The sequence below is a fragment of the Paractinoplanes brasiliensis genome (assembly GCF_004362215.1).
Classification (GTDB): domain Bacteria; phylum Actinomycetota; class Actinomycetes; order Mycobacteriales; family Micromonosporaceae; genus Actinoplanes; species Actinoplanes brasiliensis.
Map to the genome: position 1 here is coordinate 1572215 of NZ_SNWR01000002.1, position 18375 is coordinate 1590589.

An 18375-nucleotide genomic window follows, 5' to 3' on the forward strand; every position below is an offset into this window, starting at 1 on the left:
GGGCGGGGTCACAGTGCCGGCCAACCTACTCTTTCCCGTACGCGGCGAGCAAGCGCTGGGCGGCCTGGGCCGGTGTGAGAGTGCCGTCGAGAACCTGACCCCGTACGGAATCGGCGGTTGACCGGACGGCGGGGTCGGTGGTGAAACGGCTCAGCACGCCCTCGCGGGCCATCGCCCACATCCAGTCGAGCTGCTGGTGACGGCGGCGCTCGGCCACGTCGGTCTTCGCCCGGTGCGCGGTCACCTGCGCCCACACCTCGTCGACACCCGTGCCCTCCAGGGCGCTGCAGGTCAGCACCGGCGTGGTCCAGTCGTCGCCCGTACGGAGAAGGCGCAACGCTCCGGAGAGCTCGCGCGCGGCCCGTTTCGCGTCGTCGGCGTGCGGGCCGTCGGCCTTGTTGATGGCGATCACGTCGGCCAGCTCGAGGATGCCCTTCTTGATGCCCTGCAGCTGATCGCCGGTGCGGGCCAGGGCCAGCAGGAGGAACGTGTCGACCATGTCGGCCACCGCGGTCTCGGACTGTCCGACCCCGACGGTCTCGACGATCACCACGTCGTAACCGGCCGCCTCGACGACGACGATCGCCTCTCGGGTGGCCTTGGCGACGCCGCCCAGGGTGCCCGCCGTCGGGGAGGGCCGCACGTACGCGTCCGGGTCGGCCGCCAGGCGGGCCATGCGGGTCTTGTCGCCGAGGATGCTGCCGCGGCTGCGCGACGAGGACGGGTCGACGGCGAGCACGGCCACCCGGTGCCCGGCCGAGGTGAGGGTGCTGCCGAGCGCGTCGATGAACGTCGACTTGCCCGCTCCGGGCACCCCGCTGATGCCGAGGCGGTGCGACTTCCCCGCGTACGGGGAAAGGGTTGTCAGCAGCTGCTGGGCGAGCTCTTGATGATCGCGGCGGGTCGACTCGACGAGTGTGATGGCGCGCGCGACCCACGCGGGTGTCCGGGCTCGCACCCCGTCGGCCATGGCGGCAAGGTCAGTCACCGCGGCGCCGGGTCAGCTCGGCGAGCAGCTCGATCGCGGCCTGGGCGAGCACCGTGCCCGGCGCGAAGATCGCCGAGGCGCCCGCGGCTCGCAGCGCGTCGTAGTCCTGCGGCGGGATCACCCCACCCACGATGATCATGATGTCGGGGCGGCCCTGGGCGGCCAGCTCGTCGCGCAGCGCGGGCACCAGCGTGAGGTGCCCGGCGGCCAGCGAGTTGACGCCGACGATGTGCACGTCGGCCTCGACCGCCTGCCGCGCCACCTCGGCCGGGGTGGCGAACAGCGGGCCCACGTCGACGTCGAAGCCGAGGTCGGCGAACGCGGTGGCGACGACCTTCTGCCCACGGTCGTGACCGTCCTGCCCCATCTTGGCGACCAGGATGCGCGGCTGGCGGCCCTCCTGCTCGGCGAACCCGGCGGCCGCTTCCCGGGCCCGCTCGATGTCGGCCACCCGGCCCGCTTCCTGCCGATACACACCGGAGATGGTACGGATCCGGGCCGTGTGCCGGCCGAACACCTTCTCGAGCGCCGCCGAGATCTCGCCCACGGTCGCCCTGGCCCGCGCGGCGTCGACGGCCAGCGCCAGCAGGTTGCCCCCGCCGGGTTGGGCCGCCGCCCGGGTCAGCGCGTCCAGAGCCGAGACGCACGCGTTCTCGTCCCGCTCGGCGCGCAGCCGGCGCAGCTTGTCGACCTGCTCGGCCCGTACGGCGGCGTTGTCGACCTTGAGGACGTCGATCGGCTCGTCGGTCTGCGGGCGGTACTTGTTCACGCCGATCACCGGCTGGCGGCCCGAGTCGATGCGGGCCTGCGTACGGGCCGCGGCCTCCTCGATCCGCATCTTGGGGATGCCCTCGTCGATCGCCTTGGCCATGCCCCCGGCCGCCTCGACCTCGGCGATCCGTTCCCAGGCGCGGGCGGCCAGGTCGTGGGTCAGCCGCTCGACGTAGGCACTGCCGCCCACGGGTCGATCGCGCGGGTGGTGCCGGATTCCTGCTGGAGCAGCAGCTGCGTGTTGCGGGCGATCCGGGCCGAGAAGTCGGTGGGCAGCGCCAGCGCCTCGTCGAGCGCGTTGGTATGCAGCGACTGCGTGTGCCCCTGGGTCGCGGCCATCGCTTCCACACAGGTTCGCATGACGTTGTTGAACACGTCCTGCGCGGTCAGCGACCAGCCGGAGGTCTGGCAGTGCGCACGCAGGCTCAGCGACCGCGGGTCCTTCGGCTCGAACTCGCGCACCAGTTGGGCCCAGAGCAGCCGCCCGGCGCGCAGCTTGGCGACCTCCATGAAGAAGTTCATGCCGACGGCCCAGAAGAACGACAACCGCGGCGCGAACGCGTCGATGTCCAGCCCCGCCGCCCGCCCGGCCCGCAGGTACTCCACGCCGTCGGCCAGCGTGTAGGCCAGCTCGAGGTCGGCCGTGGCCCCGGCCTCCTGGATGTGGTAGCCGGAGATGCTGATCGAGTTGAAGCGCGGCATCCGCTGCGACGTGAACGAGAAGATGTCGGAGATGATCCGCATCGACGGCGCCGGCGGATAGATGTAGGTGTTGCGGACCATGAACTCCTTGAGGATGTCGTTCTGGATCGTGCCGGACAGCTTCTCGGGCGCGACCCCCTGCTCCTCGGCCGCGACGATGTAGAGCGCCAGCACCGGCAGCACGGCGCCGTTCATGGTCATCGAAACGCTCATCCGGTCGAGCGGGATGCCCTCGAACAGCTGCCGCATGTCGTAGATGGAGTCGATGGCCACACCCGCCATGCCGACGTCACCGGTCACGCGCGGGTGGTCGGAGTCGTAGCCGCGGTGGGTGGGCAGGTCGAACGCCACCGACAGGCCCTTCTGCCCGGCGGCCAGGTTCCGGCGGTAGAAGGCGTTCGACTCCTCGGCTGTCGAGAACCCCGCGTACTGCCGGATCGTCCACGGCTGGTTGACGTACATGGTCGGATAGGGGCCACGCAGGTAGGGCGCGATGCCGGGGTAGGTGCCGAGGAAGTCGAGCCCGTCGAGGTCGGCCGCGGTGTAGAGCGGCGGCACGGCGATGCCCTCCGGGGTGTGCCAGGTCAGCTCCTCGGGCGTGCTCCCGGTTTCCTCCCGTACGGCGTTCCGCCAGGCCTCCCGCGCCCCGGGCTCGGCCCCCGGCGTCGTCAACTGCGCCGTCGAGAAGTCGGGAATCACCGCGCCACCCCCAGGTCGTCCAGCGTCGTCGTCAGCACCGCCACGGCGTCGGCACCCACATGCACGTACGTGTCCACGCCCGCGTACTCGCCCTTCCCGGCCAGCACGATCCTGGTCGCGCCCGCCTCCCGCAGGCGCGCCGCCTCGGCCTCGGCGTGCTCGGCGTACTCCTTGTCGGGCCCGCACAACACCACCACGGGGGAGGAACCCTCGGTCGTGACCGCGATGCCGCCCGCCGCGAACAGGTTGGTCGTGAACGTGAGCCGGGCCCCGTGCGCGGCGGCCGGCCCGAACAGCGCCAGGCGGACCGTGGGCCGCTCACCGGTGGCGGCCAGGTGCGCGTCGGCGCGGTCCCGCAACCGCTCGTACGCCTCGGCGTACCGTCGCCGCGGCAGTCCCCCACCCGGCGGCTCGGCCGCGGGGCGTCGTTCGAGCCGCCGCTCGGCCAGGTCGGGGAACTCGCTGACCCCGGTGATCGGGTCGCGCCGGTGGGCCAGGTTGCTCTCGCGGGCGGCCCACACCTCGGCCAGCCGGTCGGCGATCAGCCCGCTGCCGAGCGCGGCGGCCGCCCCGCCCTCCTTCTCGATCCGGGTGAACCACTCCCAGGCGGCGACGGCCAGCTGCTCGGTGTACTTCTCGACGTACCACGAACCGCCGGCCGGGTCGGCCACCCGGGCCACATGCGACTCCTCGACCAGCAGTGTCTGCGTGTTGCGGGCCAGCCGGCGGGCCATCAGCTCGGGGCGGCCGAGCTGGTGGTCGAACGGCAGCACGGTCACCGCCTGAGCCCCGCCCACCCCGGCCGCGAAGGCGGCGATCGTCGTGCGCAACAGGTTCACCCACGGGTCGCGGGCGGTCATCATCGCCGCCGACGTGACCGCGTGCTGCCGCTGACCCCCGGCCCGGGCGGCCCCGGACAACTCGGCCACCCGGGCCCAGATGCGCCGGGCCGCGCGCAGCTTGGCGATCGTGGCGAACTGGTCGGCCGTGGCCGCGTACCGGAACTCGAGCTGCCCGAGCGCGGCGGGCACGGACATCCCGGCGCCGGTCAGCGCCCGCAGGTAGGCCACCCCCGTCGCCGTGGCCGCCGCCAGTTCCTCCACCTCGGAGCCGCCGGCGTCGTGGTAGACCGTGGCGTCGACGGTGACGGCCCGCACGCCGGGCGTCTCCGCCGCGCAGCGAACGGCCAGCTCGGCCGCCTCTCGCAGATCGGCCGCCTCCCCCGTACGGGCTCCCAGGCCCAACGGGTCGGCGCCCAGGTTGCCGGTGACACGGCTCGGGTCGGCGCCCCGGGCGGCCAGCAGCTCGAACCAGGCGCGGGCGGCGCGCCCGGTGTCGCCGCCCGCGTCGAGCACCACGGCCGCCAGGTCGAGGTGCACACCGTCGAGGGCTTCGGGCAGCGAGTCCGGGGGCAGCGTGCCGTCGCCGAGCACCAGCCACAACGAGGTCGCGCCGTTCTCCAGGTCGGTCAGAACCGCCTCGCGGGCCTCCTTGGGCGCCGCGTCGGCGTAGCGCTGCCTGATGTCCCACGCGCCCGCCGCCGCCCTTGTGCCCCGGACGAACGGCGGCACGCCCGGCACCCCGGAGTCCGGGCCTGTGGTGTGCAACGCCGCTATCGAGGGACCGCCGTAGGTCGCCGTGGCCAGCAGCTCCTCAACCTGCTCGGGGGTGGTCTCGTCGGTGGCCGCGCCCGATTTGCGCAGCGCGGCCAGGGCCAGGCGGCGCCACTGCCCGGCGGTCGCGGCGGGGAAGTCAGCCCCCAACGTCAGGTTCCCGGCCATGCCCCGCCCTTCGTCGTCCCAGCCACATTCAACGGGTCGGGGCACAACGCTGCCAACCCCTGTTCCGACGTTACGGCACCCTTGATCAACGCCGGACAGCCGGTCAGTCGGCGAGACGCCGGGCCGGGCCCGCGACCGCGTACGTGAGGAGGCCCGTCACCGCGAAGGCGGCGGCCAGCAGAGCCGCCGGCCGGCTGCCGGGCGGCGCGGCCTGCCAGGTGGCCAGCGTCCCCCACGTGCCGGACTGAGGGAAGACGGCCGCGACCACCGTCCAGCCCAGGGCCACGAACCAGCAACGGGCAGCGCCCAGCACCGTAGCGGTGAGGGCGGTCAGGCCCAGCAGACCGGCCGCGTCGCGGGTGACCACGCCGGCCGGGCCGAAACGCGCGCCGGTGTGCAGGGTGGCCAGCAGGACCAGCAGCACCACGGCGAGGACGGCGAGCAGGTGGGCGACGCGGCGCCACGGCCAGCGGAACGACGCCGTGCGTTCCAGGCTCTCGTCGGGGGCCGACAGGGTTGCCGACAGCACCGCGACCATCAGCACGACGGTGAGGACCACCGCGGTCAGGCCGGCGTCCCGCTGGTCCGAGAGCAGCAGCCACAGGGTCCACATGGCGGCTGCGGCGCCCACGGCCACCGACAGAGCCAGGGGCACGCGGCGGGCCCGCAGATAGAGCAGCGTGTACGTCATCGGGCGGGCCGGGAGAGCAGGCCGGTCGTGTCCTGGCAGTTCAGCGCGGCCCTCTGCACGGCGGCCACACGGGCGGAAGCCTCCTCGCGGGGCAACTTGGCCAGACCCTGCCACAGCCGTACGGCCTGGGCGTTGAGCGGCTCGTCCTCGAAGATCACCTCGGGCACCACGCCGACGTCGGACAACGGTTCGCGGCCGAGCAGCCAGTACGCGGCGGCTCGAAGCACCATGGGGTCGCCGGGGCAGCGGGCGTCGCCTTCGACACCGAGGCGGCTCACGACCTCGTACACGACGACCGAGGGATGGGCCAGGCCGCCGTTCTTGTCGATGCGTACGGGAATCCTGACCACGCCGGGGCCGGGAGCGGGCAGCCCGGTCACACCCTCCTGCACCGCGGTCGGCGGGGAGGGCAGCTCGGCCAGCACGGCCAGTCCTTCGCGGGCGAGCGGCGCCAGCTCGTCGAGCACGCCGGCGTTGACCCGGGTGACGCAGACCTTCGGGGCGTCGTCGGTGCAGACCAGTTCCCGGGCCACCGGGTCGATCGGCGAGGTGAGACGGTCGTGGTCGCGCGGGACGACCGCCGTGGCGAGTCCGAGGCCGAGCACTGCGGGCAGCGCCGCGGCCACGCGCGAGCGCCAGTTCGTGGCCGTCAGCAGCACCGCGCCGGTGGCGGCCAGCGCGAGCATCCAGATGGCCACGGCGCCGCTGACCCCGCCGTCGATGGTCTGGTCGGGGGTGAACTGGCCGGTGCCGTACATCGGTGACAGCACCGCGGCCAGCCAGTCCGGGTTGGCGACGGCGGAGAAGAAGACCAGCAGCACCCCGGCCACGCCGAGCGCCGGCGCGGTGACCAGGGCGGGCAGCAGGCGTCCGAGGCCCAGCCCGAGCCAGCCCGCGGCGACCAGCGACAGCACCCCGACGGCCGAGATGACCAGGAAGTCGGGCGAGAAGTAGTGGGACCGGGTCAGCAGCGAGGCGCCTCCGGCGGCGACCACCAGCACGTACGCCAATCCGGTGGCGACGGCCATCGCGCCGAGTACCGGGACCATGCGCTGACGGCGTGGGCGGGGCGTGGTGGCGAACAGCTCCCCCACGTTGGCCCGATGCTCGCGGCGGCCCTGCCACGCCCCGGCTGCCAGCGCGAGCGGCCACAGCAGGATCGTGTACTCGCGGGTGGTCATGGCCAGCGCCAGCCAGCCGTGCGACCAGCGGGCCGGGGCGGCGTAGAGCGCGATCACGCCGACCGTCAGGGCCAGCAGCGCGGCGCCGAGGGCGGCCGAGCGCCTGAGTTCGACTCCGAGGATGTTCATCGGGCGGCCTCCGCCCGGTGCCGGCGCAGGATCGCCGAGTAGCCGCGTTCGGCGGCGCTGTCGCCCGCATGGCCCGCGTCCCCCTGGGCGACCAGCGTGGCCGGAGTGCCCTGCCAGACCAGGCGGCCCTCGTTGACGAGCACCACCTCGGTGCAGGCGGCGGCCACGTCCTCGACCAGGTGGGTCGAGACCAGCACGCACGCGTCGGTCCCGAGGTCGCGCAGCAGCTCACGGAAGTCGAGGCGCTGCTCGGGGTCGAGACCGACCGTGGGCTCGTCGAGCAGCAGCATCTGCGGGTCGTTGACGATGGCCTGCGCGATGCCGGCCCGGCGCAGCATGCCGCCGGAGAGCGTCTTGAGCTTGGCGTCGGCCTTGGCGCCGAGCCCGACCCGGTCGATCGCGCGCTGGGTGGCCGACGCGATGCCCGCTTTCGGCATCTCCTTCAACCAGGCCATGTACGCCACGAACTCGCGCACGGTGAAGCGCGGGTAGAACCCGAAGTGCTGCGGCAGGTAGCCCAGTACGCGCCGCACCGGGCGCAGGTCGGCACGCCCGTCGGCGGACCGGCCGAGCAGGGTCAGCGAACCACCGGCCGGCTTCACGACCGTGGCCAGGGCCCGCATCAGCGTCGTCTTGCCGGCTCCGTTCGGTCCCAGCAGCCCGTGCACGCCGGCGCCGAGCCGCAGGTCGAGGCCGTCGACGGCCAGGTGGCGGCCGGCGCGGACCTTCAGGCCCTCGGCATGGATCGCCCAGGGATGGGTGGTGGCGGCCGTCTCGGCCGTGGTCACCGCACGCATCGTGATGTTCTCCTCAGAAGGTGGTCAGGCGCCGGAAGCTGGGGGCGCGCAGGAAGGTCAGGGCGGTCAGGACGACCGTGAGCAGGGCCCACGCCGGGGCGCTGGACGGTTCGAGCAGCACCGGCAGGTCGGCCCGCACGAGGCTGGGCGCGACCACGGCGAGCGTCCACGCGGCCATCAGCCCGATCGCGGCGCGCTGCACGCCCACGGCGGAGCCCAGCAGCAGCGTCGCCGCGGTGAAGGCGAGACACGGCAGCAACACCAGCGCCAGGCCCTGGGAGCGGCCGGCGATCGCCAGCGCGGGGATGACCAGGATCAACACCGCCGCCGTACGTCGTAACAGCATGGTGAGCCCGGTGACCGGCGTGCTCGAGATCAGCTCCCAGGCCGGGTCCGCGCGGCGGCTCCACGCGGCCGCGACCCCGGGCAGCGGCGCGAGCGGGGCCAGCAGCAGCACGACCGACGGCAGCTGGGGCAGGAACCGGGTCAGCACCGCCGCGGCTCCGATGACCGCGACCGTCATCGTGACCCAGGGCAGCAGCGCCGTCACGAACCAGCGCCGCGGAGTGCGCACCGGCCGTCCCGCGGGCGCCGGGCCGGTCGCGATCTCTTCGCCGAGCGCGGCGCCGACCCGGGCGATCATGTCGCGGGACCGGTCGGTGGTGCTGCCGGCCAGGCGGGCCCGGCAGTCGGCACAGGTTTCCAGGTGCACCTCGATCGACCACACGGACGCCTCGTCCAGTGTCGCGTCGGCCTCGGCGTACCGGGAGATCTCGAGCAGAGTGGGATGGCTGGTCACGACAGGGCCTCCCGCAGGGCGATCCGGGCGCGGCGGACCCGGGACTTGACGGTGTTCTCGGGGACGCCGAGCAGCAGCGACGTCTCCCGGATCGAGAAGCCGTCGAGCACCGTGGCCCGTAGCACCTCACGGGCCTCGGGCGGCAGCTCGGACAGCGCCCGCTCGAGCTCCTGCCCGACCCGGCCGGCCATCACCTCGTCCTCGGCGGCCGGCGCGACGGTCTCAGCCGTGGTCACGCTGGGCATCTGTTCGTGGCGGGCACGGCGGCGGAAGGCGTCGACGAGCCGGTGGGCGGCGATGGTCCACAGCCAGCCGACCGCGCTGCCTTTGACCTCGTCGCCGGTGAAGCTCCCGGCCGCCCGCCACACCGCCAGGTAGGTCTCCTGCAGCACGTCGGCGATCACGTCCGGGTCGGCGCAACGGCGGCGCAGCCGGACCTCCAGCCACGGCGCCGTACGCCGGTACAACTCGTCGAACGCCCGACGGTCTCCGCGGGCGACGCGGCGGACGAGTTCTCCCTCGTCAACCGCGTCCAGGCTTCGTTTCACACCAGGTAAGACGCGCCGTTCACCGTGATCGGGTTCAACGCCGCCGCACTGTTTTGCGGCCACGGGGCCGCCGCACCCGGGCGTCGGGGCAGAAGCCCAGCCCGGGGAGGCCGGTGAACAGGCGCCAGCCCAGCCACACCGGTTGCCGGGGCGTGCACCGCGCCGGCATCAGGGCCGCCCCACCACGGCCGTGATCGCCTGCGGCACGGTCGCGAACGTCCGGAACTCACGATTCCAGCGCTTCTGGCCCGGCGCGGCCGCGATCAGCAGGTCACCGCGACGGCGCCGGGCGGCCGTGCGGGCCCGCCGGAGCACACCGACACCGACGGTGCCGAGGTCACGGGCCGCGGTGAGGTCGACGATGACGTACGGGTGCAGCTCCACGGCGTTCTCGAGCGTGCTGCGCAGGGCCGGGACGACGCGCAGGTCGACACGGCCGGTCACACGCACCACGGCGGCGGGTGAGGTGATCGCGATCGAGAGGTCGGCCGGGGGCTCGCCGGGCGGGCTGCACTCCGGGCAGAGGTGACGACCCCGCCCGTACGGGGAAACGGTCCATTCCGTGCCGGCCGCCGCGCCGTCGCGCTCGACCACCTCCGTGATCGCGCAGTCGTCGCAGGTCAGCCGGACTGTGGCCGCGTGCAGGCCAGCGGTCATGTCGTCACCCCATCCGTCGGCCCTCCACGATCGCCGACGGATGTCGCGGCAGCCCTGCCGGAATGTGACGGTCCGATGACTTCGCCGGTCGGCCCGTGAAGCAGGTGGGTTACCGCACGGGCACTGTCGTGGTGACCGTGGCCTGATCGATCTCGGACACGCGCAACGTCATCGAGAGCTGCCAGTCGCCGGGGATCGGAAAGGTGACGGAACCCAGGCCCTGGTTGTCGATCACGGTGGCGACGGGCGCCGGGATCGCCTCGATGCCCTGCGACGGCATCGACACCGACACCTTCCACTCGAGGACCTTCAGCGGCTTGCCCTCGGGCGTGTAGGCGAACGCGTGCAGCGTGTTGTACTCGCCCACGGTGGCCGGGAAGATCTCGAACTGCACCGCGTACAGGGGGCTGTTGAGTGTCTCGACGAAACCGCGCGACCGTTCCGCGGCAACAGCCTCGACATCCACCGTACGGCCGGTGGTGGTCTGCACCAGCACGGCGCTGGCCGCGAGCACCAGCACGGTGATGCCGAGCTCGATGCCGACCAGGCGCCGCAGCCGGACCGGGGTGGCCGCGGCGATCCCCCGCCGCACGAGCCGCCGGGACACGAACGCGACGGCCAGCACGACCGCCAGCAGGGCGGCCTTGGCCAGCACGAGCCGGCCGTAGTTGGAGGAGAACAGCGCGTCGAGCGTGCCGATCTGGATCAAGGCCTGGATCACGCCGGCCGCGACCAGCCAGTACACGGCGAGTTCGGCCCACCGCGACCAGGCGGGCAGGATCAGGCGCAGCTCCCGGGTGTCTGCCCGGCGCAGCAGGAACACGGCGAGCGCGACCAGCCCGCCGAGCCAGACGCTCATCGCCGCGAGGTGGGCCGTGTCGGCCACGACCAGCAGCCACGCCTGCGGCCCGGCGGCCGGGTGCCCGGTCAGCGGCCAGGTCACCAGGACGGCCAGGGTCAAAACGGCGGGGCCGACGATCGACCGCCACCCGCCCCCGCGCCGCACCCGGGCGACCAGCGCGGCGGCGACGGCCAGCAGGGCCGCGCGAACCGTCAGTGTGATGCCGAAGTCGCTAGTCAGGACCTGTCCGAGCTCGCGGGCGGACACGTCGAACAGGCCGGCGCCGGAGGACGCGGGCGCCTGCAGCCAGAGGGCCGCGAGCGTGGCCAGACCGACCAGCGCCAGACCGGCCCGGGCCAGCCGCACCGGCCCGGCGCGGGAGAGCCGCCGCGGCCACCACAGGGCCAGCACCAGCACCGGGCCCAGCGCGAGCGAGAGCCCGGCGTACCCGAACCATTTGGTGACCGCCGTGGCCGTCTGCACCGCCGGGTCGACCTCTTCGACCGGGGCAGTCGGGGCGTTCTCGGAGGGGGCGCCGACCGAATAGGTGTACGCGCCCGAGACCGGGTGGCTGTCGGCCGAGATGATGCGATAGCTGACCAGGTAGGTGCCGAGCGGGCGTTCGGCCGGCCGCAGCTTGATGACCAGGCCCGCGGGGGTGATCTCGGGGTCGCCCTCGCTGATCCGCTTGCCGTCCGGGCCGATCACCTGGGACCGGCCGGGCACGATCTGCACGGCCTCGCTGAACCGCAGCACCACCTGCTCGGGCGCCACCGCCACCACCGAGCCCTGCTGCGGCACAGCGGCGCTGAGCACGGCGTGCGCGTAGGCCGGCGGGGCGGGCCAGCCGAGCACAGCGAACACCATGACCGCCAGCAGAGCGGACTTCCGCACCAGTAGACCTCCCCATCGTCCGGCGCACTATAAGGCGACGCCTCCTACCCCATACGGACCGGCACCACCTCGGGATCAATCCCCAGCCGCTCCACCGGAGCCCCGACGTAAGTGAGCGGCTTCTACAGCCCCGCCCTGCCCGAGGACCTGGCTGCCCTGGCGGCGGCCGGGTTGCCGGGCGACGTGGCGGTGGCCGGGGTGTTGACGCCGGTTCACCTGGCGGCCGAGCCGGCCCCGTAAGCCGCTCGAGGAACTGATCAGCCGGCGGCGCTGAGGTGGTGGGCGCGGCGGTGGGCGCGGAGCACGTCGAGGCCGAAGTCGTTGCCCGGGTCACGCCAGACCGAATGGGCGTGGTTGGCGCCGCGTTGAGTGTTGTCCCACTCGATCAGCAGGCGCGGGCCCTGCACCCGGTAATAGTGCGGCTCGCCGGGACCGGTCGCGCCAGCCCAGGCGAAATGCACAGCGTCCAGCGCGTTTCCCTCGTACGCGGGAAAGGGTGAGACGGCCGCGGGAACCCGGTCGAAATACGTCGACAGCAGCGCCCGCAGCAGGTCACGTTGCCCGGCCGACAGGTCGGAACCGGCAACCCCTTTCCGCCGTACGGCGTCGTCGTCCTCACCGATCGTGGAACGGTTGCCGGTCAGCACGTCTGCGGGGGCCTCGACGGACAGGATCGCGCGGCGCCGCTGCTCGCTGTCGAGCGATTCGACGAGCTCACGGGCCAGGTCCTCGACACGGGCCAGCGGCCGGTTGACCGCCCCGCCGAGCAACTCGGACGAGGCCGGGTCGGCGCCCAGGAAACACGGCGTGGTGGCGACCACCTCACCGTCGACGACCAGATTGTTCAGCGACACGTGGTGCCCGCCGAACCGCCACCCCCACGTGCCGCCGCCGGCCGGCTCGCCGAAGACACGCAGGTAGTAGAGGCCCGGGTCGCGGCGGCGTTCCCTGCCGGAGGAGGCCGGGAAGCCCTCGGCATGGTCGAGGACGTTCTCCAGTCCGATCGTCGTCGCGACCGTGACGTAACCCGCGCGGGACAGCCCGGTCGACACGAGCCGCATGGCCGCCTGCTGCTGAGCCGGACGCTGCTGGTGGAACGTCAGCCCACCGTGATCGGTCGGCGTGTAGAACCAGCGCCGCCGCTCCTCGTCCGTCGCGTCGTCCGACGGCTGCGCCCCGAGGGCGATCGCTCGCTGCTCGGCGCTCAGCAGTTCCAGCCAGGCCCGCGCCGCCTCGGTCATGCGAGCAGCCAGCCCTCGGCGATCCGGTTGAGCAGCCATGACCCCAATCTAGTGGTCACCGGGCCTTGGCCCGCACCCGGTCGACAGCCCACTCGCCTGCGCGGCCGTGGGAGCCGTCGCACCTGTTGACGGGCGCGGCCGCCTCACACCGCCCCACCACCCTCTTGACGGGCGCCGCCCGCCTGAAACCGTCCCACTCTCTTAACGGGCACCACCGCCCGAAACCGCCCCACCCCCCTTGACAAGCACCACCGCCCCAGACCGCCCCACCGTCCTGACGGGCACCACCGCCCGAGGCCGTCCCGCCCTTTGTCGGACGCGGCCGGCCGAGGCCATCGCACTCCTCTGACGGGCGGGGCGATCTGAGCCGCTGCGCTGCTCCCACACGCGCGGCGGTCCGGGGCCGTTTTTGTCGGGGGTCGTCCGTAGAGTGGACGGCATGCCGGGTTTCGTGGACGACGCCGGGACAGTGCTCGCGGCGGCGGCTCGGCTCGGGCCCTACTTTGCCTGGTTGCCCGAACGGGTCGCGGGCGAGCCCGATTGGCGGCCGTTCAGCGACCTGCTCCAACCGGAGGTTGCCGCCGAGCGGGTCGCGGCCGGGCGGCGGGTGATCGCGCGCTCGGCAGGAATGGGTCCGGATCAGATCGAGGAGCGGGTGGCGGCTTCCGTGGTGTTCCTCGGGTTCGCGTCACGGCTGGTGTCTCCGCTGCTCGCGACCGCTGCGCTGACCGGTGTGATCCCAGCGGCCGCGCCCGACCGGCTGCGGTGGCGCGCCGCCGGGAGCGGGCCACTGCCCATCGCGTACGGGGAAATGGAAGCTCTCGATGGCTCGGCGCGAGAACTCAACCGGGTCGCGATCCAGGGGCTCGTCGCGCCGCTGGTCACGGTCTTCCGGCGCCGGTTCGTGCTGTCGCAGCACGTGTTGTGGGGCAATGTGGCCTCGGCGCTGGGAGGCGCGGCCGGCATGATCGCCGACGAGCGGGCCGCCGCTCTCGCGTCGGAGCTGCTGGCCGTGCCTCCGCTGGCCGGCATGGCGACAGTGGACCGGCAGCCGCGATGGTTCCTGAGGCGCCGCAACTGCTGCCTCTACTACCGAGTCCCCGGCGGCGGCACGTGCGGCGACTGCGTCCTCGTCCGGAATGACCGGCCACGCGCGGGATAAAAGGGGGCCAGAAAAACGACACATGCCGCAACCACGCCAACCTCCCCGATCACCAACCACACCCACGACAAGAGACGGCCAGAAAAACGACACGCGCCGCGACCACGCCAACCTCCCCGATCACCAACCACACGCGGGACAAAAGGCGGCCAGAGAAAGCGGCACGTGCGGCTTCCGCGCCAACGTCCCCGATGACCGGCCACGCGCGCGATCGGAAGCGGCACGAGTAGGAGGGGCCCGGCCAGGACGCGGCGTAGGCCGTGAAACGGCGCGGACAAGAAGGGGCGCGGCCAGCGAAAGCCACGACCAGCAGGGGCGCGGCCAGCGAAAGCCACGACCTGCAGAGGCGCGGCCAGCGAAAGCCACGACCTGCAGAGGCGCGGGCAAGCAGAGACGCGGCCAAGCAGAGGCGCGGGCAAGCAGAGACGCGGCCAAGCAGAGACGCGGCCAGGCAAGAGGCATGGGCAAGAATTGGCGATGCGCGGGGCAGAATGGGCCGGTGACTGAATTCGATCCGCGGGCGCTGCTCGCCGAGAGCCGCCTCGGTGTGCTGGCCACGCTCAAGTCGTCCGGTATGCCCCAGCTCTCCCCCGTCACGCCGTTCTACGACCGTGAGGCCGAACGCGTCTACGTGTCGGTCGTCGAGGGCCGGGCCAAGACCACCAACGTACGCCGTGACCCCCGTGCCGCCATCGAGGTGACCAGTTCGGACGGGCGGTCGTGGGCCACCGCCGAGGGAACGGTCGAACTGATCGGCCCGAGCGACGACCCGGACGGCCCCGAGGTCGAGGCCCTGGTCGACTACTACCGCCGGGCCGCCGGCGAGCACCCCGACTGGCAGGAGTACCGCCAGGTCATGGTCGACGACCGGCGCGTGTTGCTGGTGCTCAAGGTCGGCCACGTCTACGGCCAGAGAATCGGGTAGGCCTACGACACGGGGAGGCCGGGATGACGACGTCAGGTGGAGGCTGCGCCTACGACGTCAGGTAGAAGACGGCGATCCCGGTCGCGAGCACGCCGAGCAGCAGCCGCAGCGCGGTCTCGGGCAGCCGCGGCTGCAGCCGTGCGCCCAGGAAACCGCCGATGAGGCCGCCCACCCCGCTGAGCAGCCCGAGTGTCCACTGCGGCGCGATGTCCCCGGTCGTGGTCACGGCGAGAATCCCGTACGTGGCGGCGCCCGCGATGGATGTCACAAAAGTCGCGGCGAGGGCGGCGGGGGCGATGCGGCTCATCGGCGTGCCCCGGCCGGCCAGGATCGGGCCGAGCAGCGACCCGCCGCCGATGCCGTAGACCCCACCGACCGTTCCGGCCGCCACCCCGAGACCGACGATTGTCCGGGACCGCAGCGGTGGACGGTCGGGGCGGCCGGGCCGCAGAGCTCGTACGCACAGCCACAGTCCCAGCGGCAGCAGCACCGCCCCGGCGACGATGCGGAAGGCCCCGGGACCCGGCACCAGGAACACCCGTACGCAGGCGCCGATCACCACGCCGGGCAGGGTGCCGGCCAGGAGCAGCCGGGCCAGCGGACCAGCGAACTGCCCGTTGCGGCCGTACCGCAGCAGCGCGCCCGGCCCGGAAACCACGTTGAACAGCAGGTTGGTCGGGGTGACGGCCGGGTTGGGCACGTGCAGCACGCTGAGCTGCACCGGCAGCAGGAAGACCGCCCCGGACACGCCGACCGGGGTGGTGACCAGCGCGATCAGCAGACCCGCGCCGAAGCCGCCGAGCGCGGTCTGCCATGTCATGCCCGGACTTTACAGACGATCATGAGGGCGCGACACGCCTGGCACACCATCTGGTGTTGCGTGTCGACACCCCCGCCCATATATGGTGTCTCCCGCAGCTGGTTCGAGCGCCGCGTGAGGCGGCGGTCGAGGCAAGAGGGAAGCCGGTGAAAATCCGGGACTGCCCCGCAGCGGTGAGTGGGAACGACCGCCGTCACACAAGCACTGGGCTCGCCACGAGCCTGGGAAGCGACGGCCAGTAGGAGCGTGTTCGACGCCCACGAGTCCGAAGACCTGCCAGCGCACCGTACGCCGGGCCTCGGTGTGCGGTGGTCGAAGGCCGCGTGGGACGGCTGACGCCGTACGCCCGGGCCTTGTTACGCCTGGGCGGCGTCCCCCTGCGTGTCCCGAGACCCCACGAGGGCTGGGAAGAGGGGGACATGGCACCCATGCAGGTGCGTAAACGCAACGGCGACCTGGAAACGGTCGACGTCAACAAGATCGTCAAGGCGGTCGAGCGCTGGGCCGCCGACCTGGGCGAGGTCGACCCGCTGCGGGTCGCGACCAAGACGATCAGCGGGCTCTACGACGGCGCCACCACCGAGGAACTGGACAAGCTGTCGATCCAGACGGCGGCCGAGCTGATCGGTGAGGAGCCGCAGTACTCGAAGCTGGCCGCCCGGCTGCTGGCCGCGTACGTGGACAAGGAGGTTCGCCTGCAGCAGGTGGCGAGCTTCAGCCAGTCCATCCGGTACGCGCACCAGCTGGGCCTGATCGGGGACACGACCGCGCAGTTCGTGGCGGCTCACGCGCGCAAGCTCGACGACGCCGTGGACGTCGGCGGGGACCTGCGCTTCGAGTACTTCGGGCTGCGTACGGTGGCCGACCGTTACCTGCTGCGGCACCCGCAGTCGCGGGACGTGGTCGAGACGCCGCAGTACTTCCTGCTGCGCGTGGCATGCGGCCTGTCGCGCACCCCGGCCGAGGCGATCGGGTTCTACCGGCTGATGTCGTCGCTGGCGTATCTGCCCAGCTCGCCGACGCTGTTCAACTCGGGCACCCGGCACACGCAGATGTCGTCGTGCTTCCTGGTCGACTCGCCGCGCGACGAGCTGGACTCCATCTACGAGCGGTATCACCAGGTCGCGAAGCTGTCCAAGTTCTCCGGCGGCATCGGCATCGCCTGGTCGCGGGTGCGGGGCCGGGGCGCGTTGATCCGGGGCACGAACGGCCGCTCGAACGGCATCGTCCCGTTCCTCAAGACGCTCGACGCGGGGGTGGCCGCGGTCAACCAGGGCGGTCGTCGCAAGGGCGCGGCCTGCGTGTATCTCGAGCCGTGGCACCCGGACGTCGAGGAGTTCCTGGAGCTGCGCGACAACACCGGCGAGGAGTCGCGCCGCACCCACAACCTGAACCTGGCCAACTGGATCCCCGACGAGTTCATGCGCCGGGTCGAGGCCGACGGCGACTGGTCGCTGATCGACCCGTCCGACGCGCCGGAGCTGCCCGACCTGTTCGGCACGGAGTTCGATCTCGCGTATCGCGCCGCCGAGAAGAAGGCCGTCAAAACCGTCAAGGCCCGGGACCTGTACGGGCGGATGATGCGCACGCTCGCCCAGACCGGCAACGGATGGATGACGTTCAAGGACCGGTCGAACGCGCTCTCCAACCAGACCGGCGCGCCCGGCAACACCATTCACCTGTCCAACCTGTGCACCGAGATCCTCGAGGTGAACAGCGACGACGAGACCGCCGTGTGCAATCTCGGCTCGATCAACCTGGGCGCGCACACCACCGCCGACGGCGTCGACTGGCCACGGTTGCGCGAGACCGTGCGTACGGCCGTGCACTTCCTCGACCGGGTCATCGACATCAACTACTACCCGTCCGAGCAGGCCGAGAGGTCGAACCCGCGCTGGCGGCCGGTCGGGCTGGGGCTGATGGGCCTGCAGGACGCGTTCTTCACGCTGCGGCTGCCGTTCGACTCCCCCGCCGCGCGTGAGCTCTCCACCCGCGTACAGGAGGAGATCTTCCTGACCGCGCTGGAGACGTCGGCCGGTCTCGCCGAGCGTTTCGGACCCCACCCCGCGTACGCCGAGACACGCGCGGCTCAGGGGCAGCTGCACCCGGAGTTGTGGGGCGCCACGCCCGAGCAGTCCGACCGGTGGGCGGCGCTCAAGATCCGTGTCGCGGCGACCGGTCTGCGCAACTCGCTGCTCGTCGCGATCGCTCCCACGGCCACCATCGCCTCGATCGCCGGCTGTTACGAGTGCATCGAGCCGCAGGTGTCCAACCTGTTCAAGCGTGAAACCATGTCAGGCGAGTTCCTGCAGATCAACACCTATCTCGTACGGGAACTGAAGGCTCGCGGTCTGTGGACGGCCGCGATCCGCGAGCAGATCAAGCGGGCCGAGGGGTCCGTGCAGCAGATCGCCGAACTGCCCGACGAGGTGCGCGAGCTGTTCCGCACGGCGTGGGAGTTGCCGCAACGCGCGCTGATCGACCTGGCCGCGGCGCGGGCCCCCTACATCGACCAGTCGCAGTCGCTCAACCTGTTCCTGAGCGCGCCCACCATCGGCAAGCTCTCGTCGATGTACCTGTACGCGTGGAAGGCCGGGCTGAAGACGTCGTACTACCTTCGGTCGCGCCCGGCCACCCGCATCCAGCAGGCCACCGTCTCCGTCGTGCCCGCGGTCGCCGCCGACGAGGCCGTCGCCTGCTCCCTGGAAAACCCCGAGTCCTGTGAGGCCTGTCAGTGACCACCACCCCC

The 18375-nt window shown here is 72.4% G+C and carries 16 protein-coding genes, 1 pseudogene and 1 riboswitch; of the genes and pseudogenes, 4 read left to right on the forward strand and 13 right to left on the reverse strand.

Going from position 1 to position 18375, the window contains the following annotated elements; genetic code table 11:
- Positions 1–25 precede the first annotated feature (25 nt).
- The 11 genes and pseudogenes from meaB to C8E87_RS39195 form a co-directional block, all read right to left on the reverse strand.
- Positions 26–970: a methylmalonyl Co-A mutase-associated GTPase MeaB gene (gene meaB / locus C8E87_RS39150; RefSeq protein ID WP_133878404.1), complete on the reverse strand. Its 945-nt coding sequence runs from the start codon at positions 968–970 to the stop codon at positions 26–28.
- 10 nt (positions 971–980) lie between these two features.
- Positions 981–1355 (reverse strand): cobalamin-dependent protein, encoded by a 375-nt coding sequence (locus C8E87_RS47045; protein WP_438866671.1) that lies wholly within the window; start codon positions 1353–1355, stop codon positions 981–983.
- 135 nt (positions 1356–1490) lie between these two features.
- Positions 1491–3049, reverse strand: a pseudogene (gene scpA / locus C8E87_RS46730) (methylmalonyl-CoA mutase); the annotation flags it as partial.
- Positions 3050–3156: 107 nt separating this feature from the next.
- Positions 3157–4941 (reverse strand): methylmalonyl-CoA mutase family protein, encoded by a 1785-nt coding sequence (locus C8E87_RS39160; RefSeq protein ID WP_133878405.1) that lies wholly within the window; start codon positions 4939–4941, stop codon positions 3157–3159.
- Between the two features lie 103 nt (positions 4942–5044).
- Positions 5045–5632 carry a hypothetical protein gene (locus C8E87_RS39165; RefSeq protein ID WP_133878406.1) on the reverse strand — a complete coding sequence of 196 codons (588 nt, stop codon included), beginning with the start codon at positions 5630–5632 and terminating at the stop codon, positions 5045–5047.
- On the reverse strand, positions 5629–6942 hold the full coding sequence (locus C8E87_RS39170) for a hypothetical protein (RefSeq protein ID WP_133878407.1): 1314 nt from the start codon (positions 6940–6942) through the stop codon (positions 5629–5631). Before C8E87_RS39170 ends, C8E87_RS39165 begins: the two co-directional genes overlap by 4 nt.
- Positions 6939–7739 (reverse strand): ABC transporter ATP-binding protein, encoded by an 801-nt coding sequence (locus tag C8E87_RS39175; protein WP_133878408.1) that lies wholly within the window; start codon positions 7737–7739, stop codon positions 6939–6941. Before C8E87_RS39175 ends, C8E87_RS39170 begins: the two co-directional genes overlap by 4 nt.
- A gap of 13 nt (positions 7740–7752) precedes the next feature.
- Positions 7753–8538 carry a zf-HC2 domain-containing protein gene (locus C8E87_RS39180; protein WP_133878409.1) on the reverse strand — a complete coding sequence of 262 codons (786 nt, stop codon included), beginning with the start codon at positions 8536–8538 and terminating at the stop codon, positions 7753–7755.
- Entirely contained in the window at positions 8535–9086 is a 552-nt protein-coding gene (locus tag C8E87_RS39185) for an RNA polymerase sigma factor (RefSeq protein WP_133878410.1), read from the reverse strand. The genes C8E87_RS39180 and C8E87_RS39185 overlap by 4 nt, the downstream gene beginning before the upstream one ends.
- Before the next feature lie 168 nt (positions 9087–9254).
- On the reverse strand, positions 9255–9743 hold the full coding sequence (locus tag C8E87_RS39190; protein WP_133878411.1) for an STAS domain-containing protein: 489 nt from the start codon (positions 9741–9743) through the stop codon (positions 9255–9257).
- Positions 9744–9852: 109 nt separating this feature from the next.
- Positions 9853–11451, reverse strand: coding sequence for a copper resistance CopC/CopD family protein (locus C8E87_RS39195; RefSeq protein ID WP_133879228.1), 1599 nt, complete (start codon positions 11449–11451; stop codon positions 9853–9855).
- A gap of 138 nt (positions 11452–11589) precedes the next feature.
- On the opposite strand from C8E87_RS39195, the gene C8E87_RS46560 reads away from it, so the two are divergent.
- A complete protein-coding gene (locus C8E87_RS46560; protein ID WP_275409023.1) occupies positions 11590–11718 on the forward strand; it encodes a hypothetical protein in 129 nt (42 codons plus the stop codon).
- Positions 11719–11735: 17 nt separating this feature from the next.
- On the opposite strand, the gene C8E87_RS39200 is transcribed toward C8E87_RS46560, so the two are convergent.
- Positions 11736–12758, reverse strand: coding sequence for a DUF3500 domain-containing protein (locus tag C8E87_RS39200; RefSeq protein ID WP_203720544.1), 1023 nt, complete (start codon positions 12756–12758; stop codon positions 11736–11738).
- A gap of 400 nt (positions 12759–13158) precedes the next feature.
- On the opposite strand from C8E87_RS39200, the gene C8E87_RS39205 reads away from it, so the two are divergent.
- The gene (locus C8E87_RS39205; RefSeq protein ID WP_133878412.1) at positions 13159–13881 is read left to right on the forward strand and encodes a (2Fe-2S)-binding protein; all 723 of its coding nucleotides are present in this window, start codon (positions 13159–13161) and stop codon (positions 13879–13881) included.
- A gap of 460 nt (positions 13882–14341) precedes the next feature.
- Positions 14342–14806 (forward strand): PPOX class F420-dependent oxidoreductase, encoded by a 465-nt coding sequence (locus C8E87_RS39210; protein WP_133878413.1) that lies wholly within the window; start codon positions 14342–14344, stop codon positions 14804–14806.
- A gap of 49 nt (positions 14807–14855) precedes the next feature.
- Here C8E87_RS39210 and C8E87_RS39215 read toward each other — a convergent pair whose 3' ends face one another.
- Positions 14856–15626 carry a sulfite exporter TauE/SafE family protein gene (locus C8E87_RS39215; RefSeq protein WP_133878414.1) on the reverse strand — a complete coding sequence of 257 codons (771 nt, stop codon included), beginning with the start codon at positions 15624–15626 and terminating at the stop codon, positions 14856–14858.
- An 82-nt stretch (positions 15627–15708) separates the two neighbouring features.
- Positions 15709–15921, forward strand: a riboswitch (cobalamin riboswitch).
- A 124-nt stretch (positions 15922–16045) separates the two neighbouring features.
- On the opposite strand from C8E87_RS39215, the gene C8E87_RS39220 reads away from it, so the two are divergent.
- Positions 16046–18364 carry a ribonucleoside-diphosphate reductase subunit alpha gene (locus C8E87_RS39220; RefSeq protein WP_239080067.1) on the forward strand — a complete coding sequence of 773 codons (2319 nt, stop codon included), beginning with the start codon at positions 16046–16048 and terminating at the stop codon, positions 18362–18364.
- Positions 18365–18375 lie beyond the last annotated feature (11 nt).

Excerpts from the sequence above, each read along its gene's own strand:
- meaB (WP_133878404.1), bottom strand. The coding sequence starts at position 970 with ATGGCCGACGGGGTGCGAGCCCGGACACCCGCGTGGGTCGCGCGCGCC.
- C8E87_RS39200 (WP_203720544.1), bottom strand. The coding sequence starts at position 12,758 with ATGGCTGCTCAACCGGATCGCCGAGGGCTGGCTGCTCGCATGACCGAG.
- C8E87_RS39215 (WP_133878414.1), bottom strand. The coding sequence starts at position 15,626 with ATGACATGGCAGACCGCGCTCGGCGGCTTCGGCGCGGGTCTGCTGATC.
- C8E87_RS39175 (WP_133878408.1), bottom strand. The coding sequence starts at position 7,739 with ATGCGTGCGGTGACCACGGCCGAGACGGCCGCCACCACCCATCCCTGG.
- C8E87_RS39195 (WP_133879228.1), bottom strand. The coding sequence starts at position 11,451 with ATGGTGTTCGCTGTGCTCGGCTGGCCCGCCCCGCCGGCCTACGCGCAC.
- C8E87_RS39210 (WP_133878413.1), top strand. The coding sequence starts at position 14,342 with ATGGGCAAGAATTGGCGATGCGCGGGGCAGAATGGGCCGGTGACTGAA.
- C8E87_RS39205 (WP_133878412.1), top strand. The coding sequence starts at position 13,159 with ATGCCGGGTTTCGTGGACGACGCCGGGACAGTGCTCGCGGCGGCGGCT.
- C8E87_RS39165 (WP_133878406.1), bottom strand. The coding sequence starts at position 5,632 with ATGACGTACACGCTGCTCTATCTGCGGGCCCGCCGCGTGCCCCTGGCT.
- C8E87_RS39160 (WP_133878405.1), bottom strand. The coding sequence starts at position 4,941 with ATGGCCGGGAACCTGACGTTGGGGGCTGACTTCCCCGCCGCGACCGCC.
- C8E87_RS39190 (WP_133878411.1), bottom strand. The coding sequence starts at position 9,743 with ATGACCGCTGGCCTGCACGCGGCCACAGTCCGGCTGACCTGCGACGAC.
- C8E87_RS47045 (WP_438866671.1), bottom strand. The coding sequence starts at position 1,355 with ATGGGGCAGGACGGTCACGACCGTGGGCAGAAGGTCGTCGCCACCGCG.
- C8E87_RS39220 (WP_239080067.1), top strand. The coding sequence starts at position 16,046 with ATGGCACCCATGCAGGTGCGTAAACGCAACGGCGACCTGGAAACGGTC.
- C8E87_RS39170 (WP_133878407.1), bottom strand. The coding sequence starts at position 6,942 with ATGAACATCCTCGGAGTCGAACTCAGGCGCTCGGCCGCCCTCGGCGCC.